This window comes from Micromonospora sp. NBC_00860 (assembly GCF_045207375.1).
Lineage (GTDB): Bacteria > Actinomycetota > Actinomycetes > Mycobacteriales > Micromonosporaceae > Micromonospora > Micromonospora vinacea.
In genome coordinates this window covers 417,395-437,782 of sequence record NZ_CP108825.1, presented here as the reverse complement: position 1 = coordinate 437,782, position 20,388 = coordinate 417,395, and the positions used below count along the sequence as shown (strand labels likewise).

Here is a 20,388-nt window from a genome sequence, read left to right as displayed (position 1 = left end):
GGGAGGCTACCCGCCTCCTGGTTGTCCCACCCCGACCGCCCGCCGGGTAGGTTTCGACACAGCCGACGCCCACGGCGGCGGCCAGTCCGACCAGTGCGAGCACGAAGGAGTGCAGGTGCGCGAGTTCTCTGTCCCGCCGATCGTCACCGTTGGCGACGCGGCCAACCTCACCGATCCGGTCTGGGACAACGCCGAAGTCGCGCCCGACACCGTCCAGTTCGCCCGCCCCACAGCGAGCGCCGACGGCACCGTCACCGAGTGGACCGACGTGACCTGCCTCCAGTTCCGCGACGAGGTGGCCGCCGTGGCCCGCGGGCTGATCGCCGCCGGCATCGAGCCCGGTGTCCGGGTCGGGCTGATGAGCCGCACCCGCTACGAGTGGACGCTGCTGGACTACGCCATCTGGACCGTCGGCGCGGTGACCGTGCCGATCTACGAGACGTCCAGCGCCGAGCAGGCCGCGTGGATCCTCGAAGACTCCGACGCGGTCGCCGTCGTGGTCGAGACCGAGGCACACGCCGCCCTGATCGCCGGTGCCCGGCACCGGCTGCCCGAGCTGGGCCAGGTCTGGCAGATCGACCTTGGTGGGGTCGACGAGCTGGTCAGGACCGGTGCCACGGTCGAGTTGGCCGAGGTCGAGCGACGGCGCAAGGCCGTCCGGGCCGGCGACCTCGCGACCATCATCTACACCAGCGGCACCACCGGCCGCCCCAAGGGCTGCGTGCTCACCCACCGCAACATGTACGCCGACATCGCCAACGCGGTGCCGGTGCTGCCGAACCTCTTCAACGCCGGCGCGAGCACCCTGCTCTTCCTCCCGCTGGCGCACGCCTTCGCCCGACTCATCCAGATCGGTGTCGTCCAGGCGCGGGCCACCATGGCGCACTGCGCCGACACCAAGAACCTGGTCGCCGAGCTGCAGGCGTTCCGGCCGACCTTCGTGCTCTCCGTACCCCGGGTGTTCGAGAAGGTCTACAACGCCGCCAAGCAGAAGGCCGAGGCGGACGGCAAGGGCGGCATCTTCGCCCGCGCCGAGCAGGTCGCCATCGCGTACAGCGAGGCGCTGGAGACCCCGGGCGGGCCGGGCCTGGCGCTGCGCGCCCAGCACGTGGTCTTCGACCGGCTGGTCTACCGCAAGCTGCGCGCCGCGCTCGGCGGACGGTGCCGGGACGCGATCTCCGGCGGCGCGCCACTCGGCGCCCGGCTCGGCCACTTCTTCCGGGGTGTCGGCGTGACGGTCCTGGAGGGCTACGGCCTCACCGAGACCTCGCCCGCCGCCGCCGCGAACCTCCCCAGCGGCACCCGGATGGGCACCGTCGGCCGTCCGCTGCCCGGGGTGACGGTGCGGATCGAGGACGACGGCGAGATCCTGATCTCCGGCGAGCTGATCTTCCAGGGCTACTGGCGCAACGAGACCGCGACCGCCGAGACGATCAGCGCCGACGGCTGGTTCCGCACGGGCGACCTGGGCCAGCTCGACACCGACGGCTACCTGAGCATCACCGGCCGCAAGAAGGAGCTGATCGTCACCGCCGGCGGCAAGAACGTCGCCCCGGCGGTGCTGGAGGACCTGGTCCGGGCGCACCCGCTGATCAGCCAGTGTGTCGTGGTCGGTGACCGGAAGCCGTTCATCGCGGCGCTGGTCACCGTCGACGAGGAGGCGCTGCCGACCTGGCTGGAGAGCGCGGGGATGCCCCTCGACACGACCGTCGAGCAGCTGCGCGAGCACGAGGGTCTTCGCAAGGAGATCCAGGCCGCGATCGACACCGCGAACCAGGCCGTGTCGAAGGCCGAGGCGATCAAGGTGTTCCGGGTCCTGCCCCGCGACTTCACCGAGGCGACCGGCGAGCTGACCCCGTCGCTCAAGGTCAAGCGCCAGGTTGTCCACAAGACGTACGCGGCGGAGATCGCCGATATCTACCGAGGCTGACTACCATCCGTCACGTGCCCGCATCCACAGCAACCGCACCGCACCCGCATCCTCTCGCCGCGGCCGCCCGCCTGGTGATGCTGGCGCTGGTCGCCATCCTGACCCTGTTCGCCACCCGCGACGTCACCCAGCTGTGGTGGATCGCGTTGCTGGCGGTGGCCGGGCTGCCGTCGCTGCTGGCACCGCAGCACCGCCTGGTCGGCCCGCTGAGCCGGGTGGCCGAGGTGGTGGTGCTGGGGCTGGCCGCGAGCCACGTCGCCGCGGTGGCGTCCATCGGCGGCACTGTCGACGGGCTGGGCGCGTCGGCGGTGCTGCCCTACCTGGCGGTACCGGTGACAGTCACCGCGCTGCGTCGCCGCTTCCCGGAGGGCGCCGCGCTGCTCGTGGTCACCGCCGCCACCCTGCTGATCAGCGGCGCGCTGACCCGGGTCGACGGCGGGCCCCAGCTCGGCCAGCCGGGCTACCTCGCGGTCTGCGCGCAGTGGCTGATCCTGGCGGCGCTGGGGCTCTACGCCGCCGGCACGCTGCACCGGGTGATGGCGGTCCGCGGCGAGGGCAAACCCCAGCCGTACGCCGAGGCCACCCGGCTGCTGACGCAGCTGCGCACTGTGGCCCGGCAGCTGCCCGGGGCGACCCTGGACCCGGGCGGCATCTCCGAGCACCTGCTGGAGGAGTTGCGCACTGTGGCCCGCGCCGACCGGGGCGCTGTGCTCTCGGCCAGCGGTGGCGGTCGGCTCGTGGTGCTCGCCCAGGCCGGCGTCGACCGGGTGGACTGGGAGACGACGCTGGACGCGGACTCGGCTATCGCCGACGCCTGGGCCACCCAGCAGGCCACCACTGCCGCCCGGTCGCAGTCCCGCTCGCACCGCGGCGGCGACGTGTCCGCGCTGATCATTCCGCTGGTCGCCGGGGTGCGCACTGTGGGGCTGGTGGTGCTGGAGGCCGACGCCGCGCACGCGTACCCGCCGCCGGTGGTGTCGCGGGTGACCGGGCTGACCCGCCCGGCCGCGCTGCGACTGGAGGCGGCGCTGCTCTTCGACGAGGTGCGCTCGCTGGCCACCAACGAGGAGCGGCAGCGGCTGGCCCGGGAGATCCACGACGGGGTGGCGCAGGAGCTGGTGATGGTCGGCTACGGCATCGACAATGCCCTGGCCACCGTCTTCGACGACGCCGACGAGACCGCCGAGGCCCTGCGTACGCTGCGCGGTGAGGTGACCCGGGTGATCCAGGAACTGCGACTGAGCCTCTTCGAACTGCGCAGCGAGGTGGACCGGCAGGGCGGGTTGGCCGCAGCGATCGCCGAGTACGCGCGCACCGTGGGCGCGTCCGGCGGGCTGCGGGTGCACCTCTCGCTCGACGAGTCCACCGCCCGGCTGCCGGCCGCCACCGAGGCCGAGTTGCTGCGCATCGCCCAGGAGGCGGTGACCAACGCGCGCAAGCACGCCGGAGCGTCCAATTTGTGGGTCACGTGCGAGGTCGACCCCCCGTACGCGCAAATTGAAGTGTCGGATGACGGTCAGGGGATGGCTGACCAGCGCCCGGACGGACGGTACGGTCTTGCGATCATGGCCGAGAGGGCGGAACGTATCCGGGGCCGGTTGGAGATCAGGCCGCGGCAACCCAGCGGCACGACCGTGGCGGTGGTTCTCGGCACCTCGGCCCGGCGCGATAACGTGCGCGGCAGCGCAGCACCAGAAGGGGAGTAACCCGAGGATGACCACAAGTCCGATACCGGCCACCCGTACCAAGGTCCTCCTTGTCGACGATCATGACCTGATTCGCAAGGGTTTGCGGCACGCCTTCGAGCGCGACCGCCAGTTCGAGGTCGTCGGTGAGGCGGCCACGGCGGCGGAGGGGGTACGCCAGGCCGGCGCGTTGCAGCCGGACGTGGTGATCATGGATCTGCGGCTGCCCGACGGCAGCGGCCTGGAGGCCACCCGCGCGCTGCGCAAGTCCAGCGCGTCGATGGGCATCGTGGTGTTGACCATGTACGCCGGCGACGACCAGCTCTTCGGCGCACTGGAGGCCGGCGCGAGCGCCTTCGTGCCGAAGACCGCCCCGGCCGACGAGGTGGTGGCCGCCGCACGGCACGCCGCCTCCTCCCCCAGCGCGTTCACCGCGGCCGACCTGGCCGAGGCGATGAAGCGCCGGCTCGCCCCGTCCGGCCCGCAGTTGTCTCCCCGCGAGGGGCAGGTGCTGCGGCTGCTGGCCGACGGAATGAGCGTGGCGGGCATCGCCAAGCAGTTGTTCGTCAGCGAGTCCACGGCGAAGACGCACATCTCCAAGCTCTACGAGAAGCTCGGCGCGGCCAACCGGGCTCAGGCCCTGATGACCGCACTCCGGCTCGGCCTGCTCGAGGCACCGGACGCGCCGAAGTTCTGACCTGCCCTCCCGCTCGTCGAGCGGGACGTCGCGACCAACGGTCCGCGCCAGCTTCGGCCGGCGCGGACCGTCGCGCATCGACCGACGTCGGCGGGTAACCTCCGGCGCGCTATGGTCTGGCGTGCGTGGCGGGTGCACAATACCCGCGCGGGCGACGATGCTCGCGTCGCGGATTCGAGGGGTGAAACGCATGCAGCGGCCGGACTGGGCACCCGACACCATCGACATCGAGCGCCCGAGCGTCGCGCGGATGTACGACTACTACCTCGGCGGCTCACACAACTTCGCCGCCGACCGGGCCGCCGCGCAGGCGATGGTCGCCGCGGTGCCCGAGGCGCCGTTGATGGCCCAGGCCAACCGGGCGTTCCTGCGCCGGGCCGTGCACCACCTCGCCGAGGCCGGGATCCGGCAGTTCCTGGACATCGGCTCGGGCATCCCGACCGTCGGCAACGTGCACGAGATCGCCCAGCAGCTCGACCCGCAGTCGCGGGTGGTCTATGTGGACGTCGACCCGGTGGCGGTGGCGCACAGCCGCGAGATCCTCGCCGGCAACGAGCAGGCCGCAGTGGTGCAGGAGGACCTGCGCAATCCGGAGGCGATCCTGGCCCATCCGGACGTCCGCAAGCTGCTCGACCTGAGCCAACCGGTGGCCGTGATGGTCGTGGCCGTCCTGCACTTCGTCTCTGACGACGATCGACCGGCGGAGCTGCTGCGGACGCTACGGGACGCGTTGGCGCCCGGCAGCTACCTGGTGCTGTCACAAGCCAGCGACGACGGGCGCAGCGAGGACGAACGCGCCGAGGCGGAGCGGGTCTACCAGCGCACCGACAACCCGCTGTGGGTGCGCAGCCGGGCCGAGCTGACCGCGCTCTTCGACGGGTTCGAGCTGCTCGACCCCGGCGTGGTCTGGGTGCCCGAGTGGCGACCGGACACTCCGGAGGGCGCGGAGGACGCCGAGCGCGCGGTCTTCATGGGCGGCGTCGGGCGCCTCGGTGGCTGAGTCGCCCGGGGCGACCCCCTACCCGGGGACGTTCGCCCGGGCCTGGGCGAAGGCGGTCTCCGGCACCAGCTACCTGCCGATGACCCAGGCCCAGTTGGAGTCCCTGCTGGACCGGCTCACCGGGCAACTGGCCGGCGCGTTGCTCACCGAGCCGTTCGACCTGCGTGCCGGGCACCGGGTCGGCGCCGAGCTGGTCGCCGCGCACATCGCTTCCGCCGAGGGGCTGGGTCGTACCGTCGAGGTCATCCAACTCCGCCTGGTCCGCGACCTGGGGTTGGTGGCCGAGGACGTCGAGGACCGGATGGCCCGGCTGCTGGCGGCCGTGGCGACCGGCTACGCCCGCGCGCTGCGCGACCGGACGCTCGACGAACAGGAGTCCATCCGCCGCGCCGCGATGCGGGCCCGCACCCAGGCCGAGCGGGCGCTGCGGGCCAGCGAAGCCCGGTTCCGGCATCAGGCCACCCACGACCCGCTCACCGGCCTGCCCAACCGGACGCTGTTCACCGAACGGCTCGCCGCCGCGCTCAACGAGCCGGGCCGGGGCGCGCAGCGGGTGGGGGTGTGCTTCCTGGACCTGGACCGCTTCAAGGTGGTCAACGACAGCCTGGGGCACCAGATCGGTGACCTGCTGCTGGCCACTGTGGCGGAGCGGCTCCGCAAGGCCATGGGTGAGCACCTGGTGGCCCGGCTGGGCGGCGACGAGTTCGTCATCCTGGTGGAACGCACGGCCGGCACCGACGACATGGTCGCGGTGGCCGAGACCGCGCTCGCCGCGGTACGCACACCGGCCCTCGTCGACGGGCACGACTTGCAGATCTCGGCGAGCATCGGCATCGTCGAGCGCCAGGTGGCCGGGGCCAACCCGACGGACCTGATGCGGGCCGCCGACAGCACACTGCACTGGGCGAAGTCCGCCGGTGGGGCGCGCTGGGCGCTCTACGACGCCGAGCGCAACCAACGTGAACTGGCCCGCTACGCGCTCTCCGCGGCCATCCCGGCGGCGTTGGAGCGGGGCGAGTTCTACCTCGACTACCAGCCGTTGACCTCACTCCGCGACGGCAGCCTGGTCGGCGTGGAGGCGCTGGTCCGCTGGCGGCATCCCGAGTTGGGGGTGCTGCGCCCGGACAGCTTCATCGGGTTGGCCGAGGAGACCGGCCTGATCGTCCAGTTGGGCGGGTGGGTGCTGGCCGAGGCGTGCCGCGAGGCCGAGGCGTGGTCTGCCGGGGGTGCCGCCGCGCCGTTCGTCAGCGTCAACCTGGCGGTACGGCAGGTGCACCGGCCCGGCCTGGTGCAGGAGGTCCGCGCGCTGCTGCGGCAGACCGGCCTGCCACCGGAGCGGCTCCAGCTGGAGATCACCGAGAGCACGATGATGAGCACCGCCGAGGAGCCGGTACGTGCCCTGCGGGTCCTCGCCGACCTCGGGGTGCGCATCGCCATCGACGACTTCGGCACCGGCTACAGCAACCTGGCGTACCTGCGGGACCTGCCGGTGACCGAGCTGAAGGTGGCCGGGGAGTTCGTGGCCGGTCTGCGGTCGCCCTCGGTCGGCCGCACCGACGAGCGGATCCTCGCGTCGCTGGTCTCGCTGGCGCACGCGCTGGACCTGACCGTCACCGCCGAAGGGGTGGAGACCGCGGGGCAGGCCGAGCGGCTACGCGCGATCGGCTGTGACGCCGCCCAGGGCTGGCACTTCGGCCGCCCGGCCCCCGCCGATCGCATCCTGGCCCGCATCCGCTGAACCCCGACGGCGCTGCCTGGTGTCCCTGCCGCGCCGCCCGGTGGCCGCCGATAGCCGTGGTCGAGTCCCATCACCGCCTCTCGACGGCGCGAGGCTGAGCCCGTCCCGGTATTTTCCATCGAGCGTGATGGCTGTCAGTCATCTTGATGACTCACAGGCATCACGTTGACCTGAGGCACTCGGCAGGTCATGACACGCCCCGACGACAGTCCAACAGGCCCACCGACGAGGTGAACGAGCGCAGCACCACGCCGACCACGTGGACAAGTAGACAGCGTCTACCGCTAGTGGTAGACACTGTCTATGGGCACGGACGAGACGGGGCTGCGGGCGCGGCTGGTAGCCGCCGGGGTGGACCTGGTGCTCAGCGAGGGCCAGTCGGCGGTGTCACTGCGGGAGATCGCCCGCCGTGCCGGGGTCTCGCACGGCGCGCCGCGCCGCTACTTCCCCACCCACGTCGACCTGCTCTCGGCCATCGCGCGGGAGGGCTTCGCCGACCTCACCGCCCGCATCGAGGAGACGATGCGCGACGTCGACCCGGACCCGCGTACCCGATTGACCGCGCTGGCCCGGACGTACCTGGACTTCGCGGCGGCCCATCGCGGCATGTTCGAGCTGATGTTCCGCCACGACCTGCTGGACAGCGGCCGACTGCGGCTGCGTGAGACGAGCCTGCCGCTGTTCGCCGTCCTGGCCGACCTGGTGGCGCAGGCGCGCCGGCCCACCGACGCGCCCGCGGCGGTGCTCGCCGGCGCGCTCTGGGCGAACCTGCACGGCATCGCCCAACTCTGGGCCTGGGGCAGCCTGCCGCTGGCCACCGGCGCCACCGACGACGACGCCCTGCTGCGCGCCGCGTTGGAGGCCCACCTCGGCCCGGCGCCCGCCTGAAACTCGACCCCGGAGGACACGTGCCCCTGCTGTACGACGTCACCAAGCTGACCGTCGGCACCGCGCTGCGGTTTGGCTGGCGGCCCCGCGTGGAAGGGCTGGAGCATCTGCCCCGACACGGTGGCGCGATCCTCGCCGGCAATCACCTGTCCGTCGCCGACGAGTTGTTCCTCGTCACCGCGACTCCCCGACACGTCACCTTCTGGGCGAAGGTCGAGTACTTCAACGGGCGGGGTCCGGGCGGCTGGCTCAACCGGCGGATCGTCGCCGGCATGGGTGCCATCCCGGTCGACCGCGCCGACGGCCGGGCCGCCCTGCGCGCCCTCGACGCCGCCGTACCGGTGCTGCGCGGCGGCGGCCTGGTCGCCGTCTACCCGGAGGGCACCCGCTCCCCCGACGGGCGGCTCTACCGGGGCCGGGTCGGGATGACCCGGCTGGCACGCGACGCGGAGGTGCCGATCATCCCGGTCGGCGTGACCGGCACCGCCGAGGTGCTGCCGGTCGACGCGCGGCTTCCCCGTCGACACCCGATCACCCTGCGGTTCGGCCCGCCGATCCCGGTCGCCGACCGGATCAACGGGCCACGCGACATCCGGACGGTCACCGACGAGGTGATGGCGGCGATCCAGAAACTCACCGGCCAGGAGTACGTGCCGCGCTACGCGCCCGCCCGGGAGAGCTGAACGCGGGCGGCGATCAGCCGGCGAGCAGCGCCGCCATGCGTTCGGCCTGCGCCTCCCAGCGCCACTCCCGTTCCACCCACGCCCGCCCGGCCGCGCCCAGTTGGCGGGCCAGGTCCCGGTCGGCGAGCAGTCCGGCGACCCGGTCGGCGAGCTGGGCGACGTCCCGGCCGCGTACGACGTAGCCGGTCTCCCCCTCCCGGACCGCGTCCGGGGCGCCACCGGAGTCACCGGCCACCACCGGCAGGCCGGTCGCCGACGCCTCCAGGTAGACGATGCCCAGCCCCTCGACGTCCAGGCCGCGGTTACGGGTGCGGCACGGCATCGCGTAGACGTCGCCGGCCGCGTAGTGCGCCGGCAACTCGACCGACGGCACCGTGCCGGTGAACACCACGTCCCGTTCCACACCGGTCTGGCGGGCCAGCTTCTCCAGGGTGGCCCGGTACGGCCCGCCACCGACGATCAGCAGCGCCGCGTCGGGCACCCGGCGGCGGATCTCCGGTAGGGCCCGGATCAACGTGTCCTGACCCTTGCGCGGCACCAGCCGGGACACGCAGACCACCACAGGCCGGTCGGTCAACCCGAGCCGGGCCCGGACCTGTTCGCCGTCCACAGTCGGGTGGTAGGTGTCCACGTCGACCCCGGGGGCGAGGCGGCGCAGCTCGGTCACCCCGTCCAGCACCCGAGCCAACCGGCTACGGGTGTACTCGCCGAGATAGGTGGTCACGTCCACCCCCCGACCGATGCGCCGCAGCGCCGGCCGGGCTGCCGGCACCGCCGCCCAACCGACCTCGTGGCCGTGGGTCTGCGCCACCACCCGGCGGACGCCGGCACGCCGCCGCAGGCCGGCCGCGAGCAGCCCCAACGGGGCCGCCGCGCCGAACCACACCGTGTCGCAGTCGTACGCGCGAGCCAATCGGGCCGCCCTGCGGGCGATCAGCGGCGTGGGCAACAGCACCCTGGTGCGCTCCCGGATCACCTCGAACGGCTGGTCGGCGTCGAACTTCGCGGCCCCGCGCCAGCTCGACGCGTAGACGACCACCGAGCCGGCCGGTTGACGGACCGCGAGGTTGTGCACAAAGGACTGGATTCCACCCGGGCGGGGCGGAAAGTCGTTGGTGACAAGCAGGGTACGGCTCATCGGCCGGCCTCCCGGGCGTACGCGCGGGCGGCGGCCATCCGCTCCACTGTGGACGGGTGCGAGGCCGAGTAGAGGTATTCCCAGCGGGGCGGGTCGGGGTCGCCGAGGTTGACCGAGCCGAGCCGGCGCTGCATCGACTCGAAGGACTCCGGGTCGTTGGTGAGCGCGAGCGCGTGCGCGTCTGCCCGCGCCTCGACCCGTCGGGACATCAGCGCCTGGACCGGAGCGGCGACCAGCCCGGCCACCGTGACCAGGGCGACCAGCAGCGGAAACGCGCTCGGTTGGGCCACCGAGTCGACACCGGCCAACCGCAGCAGTGGCCCCCACGAGCCGAGCAGGTACAGCGCCACCACGGCCGCAGCGGCACCCAACGCCCCGGTCAGCGTGCCGACCGCCACGTCGGAGTCCTTCGCGTGACCCAACTCGTGCGCCACGACGGCGGTCACCTCGGCCGGCGTCGCCTCGCGCAGCAGCGTGTCGTAGACGACCACCCGTCGCGTCGGCCCGAGACCGGAGACGTACGCGTTGACCGCCCTGGTGCGGCGGGAGGCGTCGGCGACCAGCACGTCCCGCACGGGCACCCCGTCACGGGCGGCCATGCTCATCAGCTCGGTGCGCAACGGGCCCTGCTCCATCGGGGTGAACCGGTTGAAGACCGGCTCCACCAGCACCGGCAGCACGAACGACAGCAGCACCACCAGCACGGCGGCGCCGCCCGCGCCGAACGCCCACCACCAGCGCGGCGCGAGCCGGATGACCGCGTAGAAGCCGAACAACGCCACAGCGCCGATCACCGCGCTGACGGCGTACGACTTGAGCAGGTCGACAGCCCAGCCGCTCCAGCCGTTGGTGCTCAAGCCGTAGCGGGTGAGCACGCTCTGCCGCCAAGCGGCGAACGGGAGCGTCACCAGGTCGGCGACGAGCACCACCGCCAGCCCGCCGAGCACCGCCTGCGCGGCCCAGTGCCCACCGAACGGCCGGCCCACCAGCTCGACCAGGCGACTGCCCAGCGGGGTCAACCCGAGTGCGAGGGCGATGAGCAGCCCGACGGCGAGCGCGGCGTAGCCGCCGGGGCGCAGCGCGGCCCGGAACTCCCGGCCCTTTTCCACCTGCTCGGCCGGCAGGTCACCCAGCGCGGCGAGCTGGTCGGCCCGGGGTGCCGGCGGGCGGTGCCACGGGATGAGCAGCGCGGCCAGCACGACCAACGCGACGGTCAGCCCGGCCAGGGTCAGCAGCGCCCAGCCGCGCGGGGTCACCGCGTCACCGCCCGTTGTTCCCCGCTCATCGCGCTCCTCCCGCCGTGACCGCTCATCCTATGGCCCGCGAGAAGCGCACTTCCGAGTGCGGGGGTCGCGCTCAGGCGACCCGGCGAGTGGGACGGCGGCGAGCGACGCCGGGGCGCGCGGGCGCGGCCAGCACCTCCACGTCGAAGCCGGCCCGGGCGAACACCTCGATGGCCTCGACCTCGGCGGCGACCAACCCGGCCGCCGGGGACGTCTCGTCGAACAGGGCGGTCAGCGGGCAACCGGAACAGCCGTCGGCCCGCTTCGCGCACCCGTCGCAGTCGATGAGCATCGTGCCTCCTGATCGGCTCGCGGCACCCGGGCGACGCCCTTTCGTCGCCGACCGAGCACCGTCGGTGACATCGACACTAAACACCGGGTACGACAGGAACCCCGTCCGACCGCCCGTTTCAGGGCTAGATCCACTCCACATCAGCGAAATCGGGGTATCCCACCCGACCGGGGCCCTCGACCTCAAGGCCAACACCGTTGCGTTAGAAGGAGTTGCTGTTCGTCAACCCCGCGCCGTCCCGTCGATCATGGAGTTGTGGTGGGTGGCAAAGTGCCCACGTTGCACCAAACCAGGCACCGTAACTCCATGATCGACGAGTGCGGGCTGACCCCTCTTCCGCGATCTTGCGTTTACTGTCGCGACATAAGAGGGTATTCCGTGCGTATCGGCAACAGAATCTGCAAGATCGGCGCGGGCGGGAGCGTTTCTGGGGTGACGGACCTGGGTGGCGGGAGTTCACCGTGCCCTTGCGCCCAGCAACCGATCGTCAACGCAACGGTGTTGACAACAAGGAACTCTCGCGATCAAGCGAAGGAGGGCATCGTTTGGCCGGCCGGCCACCCGGGCACTGAGCGACGGTGGCCGACCTCGATGCTTCGTCAGTTGTGGACTTCCGGTACTCCCCGCGCCGACATCGCCTCGCCATGGTCCTCGTCGTGCTGGGCGCCGCGGCGCTCCTCGCCTTCTACACGGTGGTGTTCGACGAGGTGTGGTGGAAGGTGCTGCTGCGGTTCGGGATGATCGGCGCCGTCGTCGCGCTGACCACCAACTGGCAACTGCGCCGTCAGCCTCGCCTGCCGCTGCGGCTGACCGACGAGACGCTGCACCTGACCGGACCGAACGGAACCGGGCTCAGCATCGACTGGGTCAACATGGCCAGCGCCCAGGTTCGGGGCCGCCTGGATCCGCGGCTGGTGGTCAGGCCACTCGACCCGGAGCAGACTCGGCCCCCCATGCGACCCGGGCAGTGGTCGACTCCCGGACGCGGCCCCTACGAGTTGGTCGTCCGGCTCACCTGGATGACGCCGGGCCCAGACGCACTGCGTCGTGAGCTGGCCCGGCGACTACCGATTAGCTGACTGGCGGCGGCCCGAGCGCCGGAGCGGCCGAGCGCCCGCTGCGGGCGAAGTCTCAGCCCTGCGCGTCGAGGTCACGCAGGGCGAAGCGGAGGTGCTGCCACTCCTCGCCGAGGATCACGTGAAGGCAGTGCAGGACGGAAACGACGTGCTCCGGCCACCAGGCGCTCGGCCGGGACTCGGCGAGCAGCTCCGGCGTGACGGTCGCCAGGAAGTCGCGCACCATTGCCTGTCGCTCGGCCCGCACCTGAAGGACCGCCTCGAAGGTCGGCTGCTCGGTGGCGAAGACCGACATGTCGAAGCCGTCGGTCTCGTACTCGACGTGCGACTGACCGAGCGGGTGGAAAGGCTGGGGCAGGCGCAGGATCACCTTGCCCAACCACGCGTCGGCGGCGAACACGAGATGACGCAAAGTCTGCGCGAACGACCACTCACCATCGATCGAGACGTCGACCGTGCCCTGCGGCATGGACCGGACCCGGTCGACCGCGGACGCCCAGGCTCCTTCGATCGCCGTCCACGCCAGGCGCAGGTCGTCCGGGTCCTTGGCCAGCCGGAGATCGCGCCCGGGAAATCGTCGGTCGAGCTCGGCCTCGACCAGCGGCACGACATCGACGCCGTTGACCACGAGCATGCCTTCGGCCAGCCACGGCGCGTCGATGTCCAGGCCGTTCACGTCGACGCCCCGCATCACCGCACCGGCCAGTGTGGAGCTGTTGAACCGGGCACCCCGCAGGTCCTTGTCGACGAAGACCGTGACGTCGTCCTGAGTCATGGCGACTCCCTCCCGACAGCGACAGCGACAGCGACAGCGACAGCGACAGCAGCGACGCTAACGCTCGGGTACGACAGCCGGGTTACCCAAGACGGGGTCAGGAGCGGGCGAGCCGCCGCAGCAGCGAGTCAGCTCCCAGCGGGTACGCCCCGTGCCGGCGTACCCCGTCGGCGACCTCGCGGTCCGACGAGACCACTACCACTGGCCGGCCGGCCGGCTCGGCGCGGACCAGCCGCCGGATCAGCTCGTCGGCGGTCTCGCCCTTGCGGGAGAAGAGCACCCGTACGCCGCGCGGGGCGGGCGGCAGCCCGTGCATCCGTTCGGCGCCGTCGAAGACCACTGTGACCTCGTCGCCGGTCTGCGCGGCGATCCCGCCCAGCCCGGTGATCAGGCGTTTGCGCTGCTGCTCCAGGGACATCTCGCCGAAGCCACGCTTGGTGACGTTGTAGCCGTCCACCACGAGGTGCGCCCGGGGCAGGGCGAGCAGTTGGTCGAGCCGGGCCGGGTCGTCGGTGTCGCGGGCGCGGGCGGCGGGGCCGGCCGGGGCGGTGCCCGGCTGCTCGGCGAACGCGTCGGCGACGAAGTCGGCGGGGAGTTTGTCCACCGGGTCGAGGGCCAACTCGCGGCGCAGCCCGACGGCGGCCTGGCCGATGGTCTCCAGCAGCAGCCAGAGCCGGGCGTCGTCGACCGAGCGTGCCTCCTTGGCGCTGGCCCGGGCCACCCCGGCGGCGGCCTCGGCCTCGGCCAGCCGGGCCCGGGCGCGGCGGAGTTCGGCGTCCACGTCGGCGCTGGCGCGGGCGGCCCGGCCGCGCTCGGTGGCCAGCAGCTCGGTGGCCTTCCGCTCACGGGCCTGGGTCTCCCGCAGGGTGCGGGCCACCTGCCGGGACTCCTCGCGGAGCTGACCCAGCTCCTCGCGGACGCGGGCCAGCTCGTCGCGGAGCTTCTCGGCCTCGACCCGGGCCACCGCGCGGTCGTGCTCGGCCCGGGTGGCCCGCTGCTCGGCTTCGCGGACCAACTCGGCGACCACGGCGCTGTCCGCCTCGGCGCGTACCGCCGCGCCGCTGGCGTCGATCAGCTCCCGCCAGCCGCGGGGTCGGGCCAGGTAGGCCAGCGCGGCCACCTCGACCGGGTCGGCGGCGGCCGGCGCGGTGCCCTCGACCACTGCCGCGCCGAGGTCACCGGAGTCGGCCAGGACCCGCGCGGTGACCCGCTGCCGGAACAGCGGGTCGGCGGTGAGCTGGGCGGCGATGACCGGCGCGCCGAGCCGGGCGCGTCGGTTGGGGGCGAACTTGGCCACCCGGCGCAACGGCACCGGCACCTCGTCGGTGGGGAGGGTGGGCAGCACCGCCGCGGTCAGCGTCACGATCCGCTGCCGGACCGGCTCGGGCAGGGTGGGCTCGGGCTCGGCGGCGGGGGCATCGTCCGGCTCGGCGCTGGGGGCTTCGTCCGTCGTCGGGTCCGATGCGCGCGATGTGTCGGTGACTACGTTGTCGTCCGGGTTGCCCACAGCACCGTCGAGCGCGACCGGATCCTCCTGCGGGAGGTGGTCGTCGTACGGCTCGGTGAGGGGCATGTGGCAAGTCTCCCACCGCAACCGGGCCCACCGCCCGGTGAGTGAGCCGATCTCTCATCCTAGCCCCATGGTGACGGATGGGACGGCTGCGACGGGAGTGTCGGACCGGGGCGCTAGCGTGCCGCCGATGGCACAGGCGGAGTACGTCCAGGAGTCACTGGCCGGTCTCGACCCGGCGGTGGGCGGGGTGGACCCGGCGCTGCCCCTCTACGCGACGACCTTCGTGGTGGTCGACCTGGAGACCACCGGCGGCGCGCCGGACGGTGGCGGCATCACCGAGATCGGCGCGGTCAAGGTGCGCGGTGGCGAGCAGTTGGGGGTGCTGGCGACCCTGGTCAACCCGGGCCAGCCGATTCCGCCCTTCATCACCGTGCTGACCGGCATCACCCAGGCCATGCTGGTCCCTGCGCCACCGATCGAGCAGGTGCTGCCGAGCTTCCTGGAGTTCATCGACGATGCGGTGCTGGTGGCCCACAACGCCCCGTACGACGTGGGCTTCCTCAAGGCCGCCTGCGCCAAGCACGGCTACCGCTGGCCCAACCCCCGCGTCCTGGACACGGCTGCGCTCGCCCGCCGGGTGCTGACCCGCGACGAGGTGCCCAACCGCAAGCTCGGCACCCTGGCCGCCTACTTCCGCACCGCCACCCAGCCCACCCACCGCGCGCTGGACGACGCGAAGGCCACCGTCGACGTGCTGCACGGGCTGATCGGTCGGCTCGGCGGGCACCGGGTGGACACCATCGGCGACGCCATCGAGTTCGCCCGCGCGGTCACCCCGACCCAGCGCCGCAAGCGGCACCTGGCCGAGGGGTTGCCCAAGGTCCCCGGGGTCTACATCTTCCGGGCCGCCGACGACCGGCCGCTCTACGTGGGCACCTCCGTCGACATCGCCACCCGGGTACGCAGCTACTTCACCGCCGGTGAGAAGCGCGCCCGGATCTCCGAGATGCTGGGCGCGGCCGAGCGGGTCGAGGCGGTGGAGTGCGCCCACTCGTTGGAGGCCGAGGTCCGTGAGCTGCGGTTGATCGCCGCACACGCCCCGCCGTACAACCGCCGGTCGAAATACCCGGAACGGATGGTCTGGCTCAAGCTGACCGACGGTCCGTACCCTCGGCTGTCGATCGTCCGCGACCTCTCCCCCACCGACACCGCGTACCTCGGGCCGTTCACCTCCCGGCGGGCCGCCGAGCTGGCCGCCGCCGGTTTCCACGACGCGGTGCCGCTGCGCCAGTGCACACACCGGCTCTCGCTGCGCACCGTCACGCCGGCCTGCGCGCTGGCCGAGCTGGGTCGCTGCCCGGCACCCTGCGAACACAGGATCACCCCCGAGGAGTACGACGACACCGCCGCCGCGCCCTTCCGCACCGCCACGGCCAGCGACCCCCAGCCGGTGGTGGACGCGCTGCTCGCCCGGATCGACGTGCTCTCCCGCGACCAGCGCTACGAGGAGGCCGCAGTGGTGCGGTCCCGGCTGGCCGCCGTGCTGCGGGCCACAGTGCGGATGCAGCGGCTGGCCGCGCTGACCGGGATCGTCGAGTTGGCCGCCGCCCGGCCGGCCGCCCGGGGCGGCTGGGAGTTGGCGCTGGTCCGGCACGGCCGGCTGGCCGGCGCGGGGGTGTCCCCGCCGGGCGTGCACCCGCGGCCCACGTTGACCACGATCCGGGCCACCGCCGAGACGGTGTCGGGCGGGCACGGTCCGGTGCCGGCCGCCACCGCCGAGGAGTCCGAGCGGATCCTGTCCTGGTTGGAGCGACCGGAGACCCGACTCGTCGAGATGTCCTCCGGTTGGTCCTCTCCGGCGAGTGGCGCGGGCCGGTTCCGTGACCTGCTGGCGAAGGCCGAGGGCGGGGCGTCCCACCAACTCTCGACCGAACGCTCATGACCAACTGACCGATCGGACTACGTCGACTCGCTTAGGCTGTTAGAGAAGTGCAGTCCTGCCCGATTCGTGGGCCTGCTCCCGCCGCCGGGTTCCGGCGACGCGGAGCCGGGGTGAGGAGGTGTCCCTCGTGGACGTCGACGCCGGACACGGCGCCGCCCTGGGGGGCGCCCTGCCGACACAGCCGGGTGAGCTGCCGCTCGCCCGCCGACTACGGTCGTTGCTCAGCTGGCCGACCACCGACTCGGACCCGGTCACCCAACTGGTCCGCACCCACCGGGGCATCCACGCCGGCACCGACCCCGCGGTGCTGCGCCGTGCCTACACCATCGCGGAGAACATGCACCGCGGGCAGTTCCGCAAGAGCGGGGAGCCGTACATCACCCACCCCCTCGCTGTGGCGCAGATCTGCGCCGAGCTGGGCATGGACACCACCACCCTGGTCGCGGCGCTGCTGCACGACACCGTGGAGGACACCCGCTACACCCTCCAGGCGCTCTCCGAGGATTTCGGCGGCGAGGTGGCCCACCTGGTCGACGGGGTGACCAAGTTCGACAAGGCGTTCTACGGCAAGGCCGCCGAGGCGGAGACGATCCGCAAGATGATCGTCGCGGCCGCCAAGGACGTCCGGGTGCTGATCATCAAGCTGGCCGACCGGCTGCACAACATGCGGACGCTCGGGGTGCGCTCGGCGTCGTCGCGGGAACGGATCGCCCGCAAGACCCAGGAGGTGCTGGTCCCGCTCTGCGACCGGCTGGGCATCCAGACCCTCAAGCGCGAACTGGACGACGTGGTGCTGCTGCACCTCGAGCCCGACGAGCACGCCCGGCTGGCCCGGCATGTGCACGACCGGCCGGGCTGGGACGCGTACCTCGACTCGGTGGTCACCCGGACCCGGGTGGCGCTGCGCCGCAGCCGGGTCGACGCCGAGGTGAGCCCCCGTCCCCGGCACCTCTACTCGATCTGGAAGGACACCATCGCCGGCGGCCACACCGCCCCGTACGACCTGCCCCGCATCGTGGTGGTGGTCGACGGCCCGCCCACCGACTGTTACGCCGCGCTGGGCGCGATCCATGGCACCTGGCGACCGGTGGCCGGCCGTTTCAAGGACTTCATCGCCTCGCCGAAGAACAACCTCTACCGTTCGCTGCACACCAGCGTCTGCGGCCCGCAGGACCGCACCGTGGAGGTGCTGATCCGCACCCAGGAGATGCACCGCTCGGCCGAGTACGGCATCGCCGCCGACTTCCGTTTCCCCCGCTCCGGCAGCAGCAGCGCCGCAGCCCGTGCCGAGCAGTTGGACTGGCTGCGCCGGGTGCTCGACTGGGAGCCGGACGCCGCCGACCCGGCACAGTTCTACGAGTCGCTGCGGTGCGACCTCGCCGAGGGGCAGATCCAGGTCTTCTCCGACGGGCGGCAGGTCGTGCTGCCGGCCGGTGCCACGCCTGTCGACCTCGCGTACGAGCTGGGCAACGACCGGGGCGACCACTGCCTCGCCGCACGCATCAACGGTCGGCTCGCCCCGCTCAGTTCGGAGCTGGACGAGGGCGACGTGGTGGAGATCTTCACCGAGAACGACGGCGACAACGGCTTCGAGGCCGGGGTGGCGCCGCGCGGGCCCCGCCGGGAGTGGCTGAGCTTCGTCAAGTCGCCGCACGCGCAGATGCAGATCAACAGGTGGTTCGCCGAGCACACCGAGCCGGGCATCACGATCAGCGACAAGGTGCGCCTCGGCCGGGCCACCATCGGGCTCGCCCTGCGCCAGCACAACCGGGGCCTCGCCAGTGACCTGCCGTTGCTGCGCCTCTCGGAGGAGTTGGGCTATCCCGACCTGGAGACCCTGCTGGTCGCGGTCTTCGACCGGGTGATCGAACCGGACACCGTGGTTCGCCAGCTCATCGACCTGGTCGACCATCGACAGTGACCCGGCGGGCCCCAGCGCGTCCGAAGGACATTCGTGACCACTAGCCTGGAGTCATGATCCCCCGCTCCCGCGCCACCGGTCGGGCCCTCTTCTACCAGGCCTTCTACCGGCTGCCGTTGCCGGTGCGTCGGCGCCTGGTCCGGTTGGCAGTGCCCAAGTACATCGTCGGCGCGGTGACACTGGTCCGGGACACCGAGGCGACGGGCGCGGGTCGGTTGCTCATGCTGCGTCAGCCGCCTGGCAAGGGTTGGTCACTCCCCGCCGGCCTGCTCAACCGGGGCGAGGCCCCGGTGGTGGGCGCGGCCCGTGAGCTGTTCGAGGAGTCCGGCGTCCGACTCGCCCCGTCCCGGCTGCGCCCGGCGGTGCCGAACGCGATCGTGCACGCCAAGGGCTGGGTGGACATGGTCTTCGAGGCCGAGGTGCCGGCGTCCAGCACCGAGCTGGTCGTCGACGGCGGGGAGGTCTTCGAGGCCGCCTGGCACCCCCTGGACGACCTGCCCAAGCTGACCTGGCCGACGGCCCGGCTGCTCGCCTACTACGACATCGGGCCGCTGGCCGGGCAGTTCCCGCCACCGGTGCCCGACGACACCCCGTGACCGGCGTGGCCGGTGTGCCGGCGGAGTTGTGCGCTGTGGTGCTGGCCGCCGGCGAGGGCACGCGGCTGCGCCCGCTCACCGAACGGGTGCCCAAGGCGCTCTGCCCGGCGGGCAACGTCCCCCTGCTGGATCGGGCGTTGGCGCGGCTGGCCGGGTTGGGCCTGGCCGGTCCCGACCGGGTCGCCGTGAACGCCTGCTACCTCGGCGACCAGGTGGTGGCGCACGTCGGCGACCGCGCACACCTGTCGGTGGAGCCGGGCGACCCGCTGGGCACCGCGGGCGGGGTGGCCAACCTGCGGGACTGGATCGACGGGCGGCCGGTGCTGGTCGGCAACGCCGACGCGTACCTCGCCGACAGGGCTGCTCCCCCGGGCCCGGACCTGGCCGCCCTGCTCGACGGCTGGGACGGGCGGACCGTACGCCTGCTCGGCCAGCCGGCTGCGGACCCGGCGGCGCCGGGCACCTTCGCCGGGCACTGCTTCACCGGCTTCTCACTCCTGCCCTGGCGGCTGGTCCGGGACCTGCCTGTCGTCTTCTCGGACCTGGTCCGCGCCGTGTGGCGGCCGGCCGAGGCGGCGGGAGCCCTGACTGTGGTGCCCTACCCGGGCACCTTCTTCGACACCGGCACCCCGGCCGACTACCTGGCGGCCAACCTGCACGCGGCCGGCGGCACCCTGGTCGACGAGTCGGCGACGGTCACCGGCCCCTGCGTGGAGTCGGTCGTCGGCGCGGGCGCGCGGGTGGACGGCGACGTGTTCCGCACCGTGGTGTGGCCGGGCGCGACAGTACGCGCCGGCGAGCGGCTGCGGAACGTGATCCGGGCCGGGAACGACATGACAGTGCCCTGCACCGCCCAGGGTTGAGCCCCGACGGCTCCCGCCTCCGGTCCCGGGCCGGAACATCTAGCATGGGCGACGACGCCGACGAACGGAGAAATGCCCCGTGATCACCGCGATCGTGCTGATCGACTGCGCCACCGATGCGATCCCCGAGGTGGCGGAAAACCTGGCCAACCTTCCCGGCGTCAGCGAGGTCTACTCGGTGGCCGGGCACGTCGACCTCATCGCCATCGTCCGGGTCCGCGAGTTCGACCAGATCGCCCAGGTCATCGCGGGCAGCATCTCCAAGGTCCCGGGCGTGCTCAACACCGAGTCGCACATCGCCTTCCGGGCGTACTCCCAGCACGACCTTGAGGAGGCGTTCGCGATCGGCCTGGCCAGCGCCGACTGAC

General features: G+C 72.6%; 18 protein-coding genes. 13 read left to right on the top strand and 5 right to left on the bottom strand.

The features are described 5' to 3' along the window. The first annotated feature begins 115 nt into the window (after window positions 1-115). From OH804_RS02120 to OH804_RS02090, 7 genes are all read left to right on the top strand, one after another. Entirely contained in the window at window positions 116-1,930 is a 1,815-nt protein-coding gene (locus tag OH804_RS02120; RefSeq protein ID WP_406062408.1) for an AMP-dependent synthetase/ligase, read from the top strand. A 14-nt stretch (window positions 1,931-1,944) separates the two neighbouring features. After that, window positions 1,945-3,636, top strand: coding sequence for a GAF domain-containing sensor histidine kinase (locus OH804_RS02115; RefSeq protein ID WP_406062406.1), 1,692 nt, complete (start codon window positions 1,945-1,947; stop codon window positions 3,634-3,636). A 7-nt stretch (window positions 3,637-3,643) separates the two neighbouring features. Continuing rightward, window positions 3,644-4,312, top strand: coding sequence for a response regulator transcription factor (locus OH804_RS02110; RefSeq protein WP_030337723.1), 669 nt, complete (start codon window positions 3,644-3,646; stop codon window positions 4,310-4,312). A 190-nt stretch (window positions 4,313-4,502) separates the two neighbouring features. Beyond that, window positions 4,503-5,312, top strand: coding sequence for an SAM-dependent methyltransferase (locus OH804_RS02105; protein WP_196918958.1), 810 nt, complete (start codon window positions 4,503-4,505; stop codon window positions 5,310-5,312). A gap of 79 nt (window positions 5,313-5,391) precedes the next feature. Beyond that, complete coding sequence (locus tag OH804_RS02100) at window positions 5,392-7,050, top strand: bifunctional diguanylate cyclase/phosphodiesterase (protein WP_231392803.1); 1,659 nt, start codon at window positions 5,392-5,394, stop codon at window positions 7,048-7,050. 303 nt (window positions 7,051-7,353) lie between these two features. Continuing rightward, the gene (locus OH804_RS02095) at window positions 7,354-7,938 is read left to right on the top strand and encodes a TetR/AcrR family transcriptional regulator (RefSeq protein WP_406062403.1); all 585 of its coding nucleotides are present in this window, start codon (window positions 7,354-7,356) and stop codon (window positions 7,936-7,938) included. A gap of 20 nt (window positions 7,939-7,958) precedes the next feature. Further along, a complete protein-coding gene (locus OH804_RS02090) occupies window positions 7,959-8,621 on the top strand; it encodes a 1-acyl-sn-glycerol-3-phosphate acyltransferase (protein ID WP_196918961.1) in 663 nt (220 codons plus the stop codon). A 13-nt stretch (window positions 8,622-8,634) separates the two neighbouring features. Here OH804_RS02090 and OH804_RS02085 read toward each other — a convergent pair whose 3' ends face one another. From OH804_RS02085 to OH804_RS02075, 3 genes are all read right to left on the bottom strand, one after another. Continuing rightward, complete coding sequence (locus OH804_RS02085; RefSeq protein ID WP_406062401.1) at window positions 8,635-9,759, bottom strand: glycosyltransferase family 4 protein; 1,125 nt, start codon at window positions 9,757-9,759, stop codon at window positions 8,635-8,637. After that, the gene (locus OH804_RS02080; protein ID WP_406062399.1) at window positions 9,756-11,015 is read right to left on the bottom strand and encodes a M48 family metallopeptidase; all 1,260 of its coding nucleotides are present in this window, start codon (window positions 11,013-11,015) and stop codon (window positions 9,756-9,758) included. Before OH804_RS02080 ends, OH804_RS02085 begins: the two co-directional genes overlap by 4 nt. Window positions 11,016-11,115: 100 nt before the next feature. Beyond that, a complete protein-coding gene (locus tag OH804_RS02075; protein ID WP_406062397.1) occupies window positions 11,116-11,334 on the bottom strand; it encodes a hypothetical protein in 219 nt (72 codons plus the stop codon). 644 nt (window positions 11,335-11,978) lie between these two features. On the opposite strand from OH804_RS02075, the gene OH804_RS02070 reads away from it, so the two are divergent. Next, on the top strand, window positions 11,979-12,413 hold the full coding sequence (locus OH804_RS02070) for a hypothetical protein (RefSeq protein WP_406062395.1): 435 nt from the start codon (window positions 11,979-11,981) through the stop codon (window positions 12,411-12,413). Between the two features lie 52 nt (window positions 12,414-12,465). Here the strand turns inward: OH804_RS02070 and OH804_RS02065 are convergent, their stop codons facing one another. Together OH804_RS02065 and OH804_RS02060 are read right to left on the bottom strand one after the other, a co-directional pair. Continuing rightward, a complete protein-coding gene (locus OH804_RS02065) occupies window positions 12,466-13,185 on the bottom strand; it encodes a DinB family protein (RefSeq protein ID WP_406062393.1) in 720 nt (239 codons plus the stop codon). A 97-nt stretch (window positions 13,186-13,282) separates the two neighbouring features. Next, entirely contained in the window at window positions 13,283-14,758 is a 1,476-nt protein-coding gene (locus OH804_RS02060) for an NYN domain-containing protein (RefSeq protein ID WP_406062391.1), read from the bottom strand. Window positions 14,759-14,885: 127 nt separating this feature from the next. Between OH804_RS02060 and OH804_RS02055 the strand changes: the two genes are divergently transcribed. The 5 genes from OH804_RS02055 to OH804_RS02035 all read left to right on the top strand — a co-directional run bounded on the left by OH804_RS02055 (window position 14,886) and on the right by OH804_RS02035 (window position 20,387). After that, entirely contained in the window at window positions 14,886-16,640 is a 1,755-nt protein-coding gene (locus OH804_RS02055) for a DEDD exonuclease domain-containing protein (RefSeq protein WP_196918967.1), read from the top strand. 127 nt (window positions 16,641-16,767) lie between these two features. Beyond that, a complete protein-coding gene (locus OH804_RS02050) occupies window positions 16,768-18,561 on the top strand; it encodes a RelA/SpoT family protein (RefSeq protein WP_406066391.1) in 1,794 nt (597 codons plus the stop codon). A gap of 53 nt (window positions 18,562-18,614) precedes the next feature. Beyond that, on the top strand, window positions 18,615-19,157 hold the full coding sequence (locus OH804_RS02045) for an NUDIX hydrolase (protein WP_196918968.1): 543 nt from the start codon (window positions 18,615-18,617) through the stop codon (window positions 19,155-19,157). Beyond that, entirely contained in the window at window positions 19,154-20,020 is an 867-nt protein-coding gene (locus OH804_RS02040; protein ID WP_406062389.1) for an NDP-sugar synthase, read from the top strand. Before OH804_RS02045 ends, OH804_RS02040 begins: the two co-directional genes overlap by 4 nt. A gap of 79 nt (window positions 20,021-20,099) precedes the next feature. Beyond that, window positions 20,100-20,387: an Lrp/AsnC family transcriptional regulator gene (locus OH804_RS02035; RefSeq protein ID WP_074313163.1), complete on the top strand. Its 288-nt coding sequence runs from the start codon at window positions 20,100-20,102 to the stop codon at window positions 20,385-20,387. The last annotated feature ends 1 nt before the right edge of the window (window position 20,388 follow it).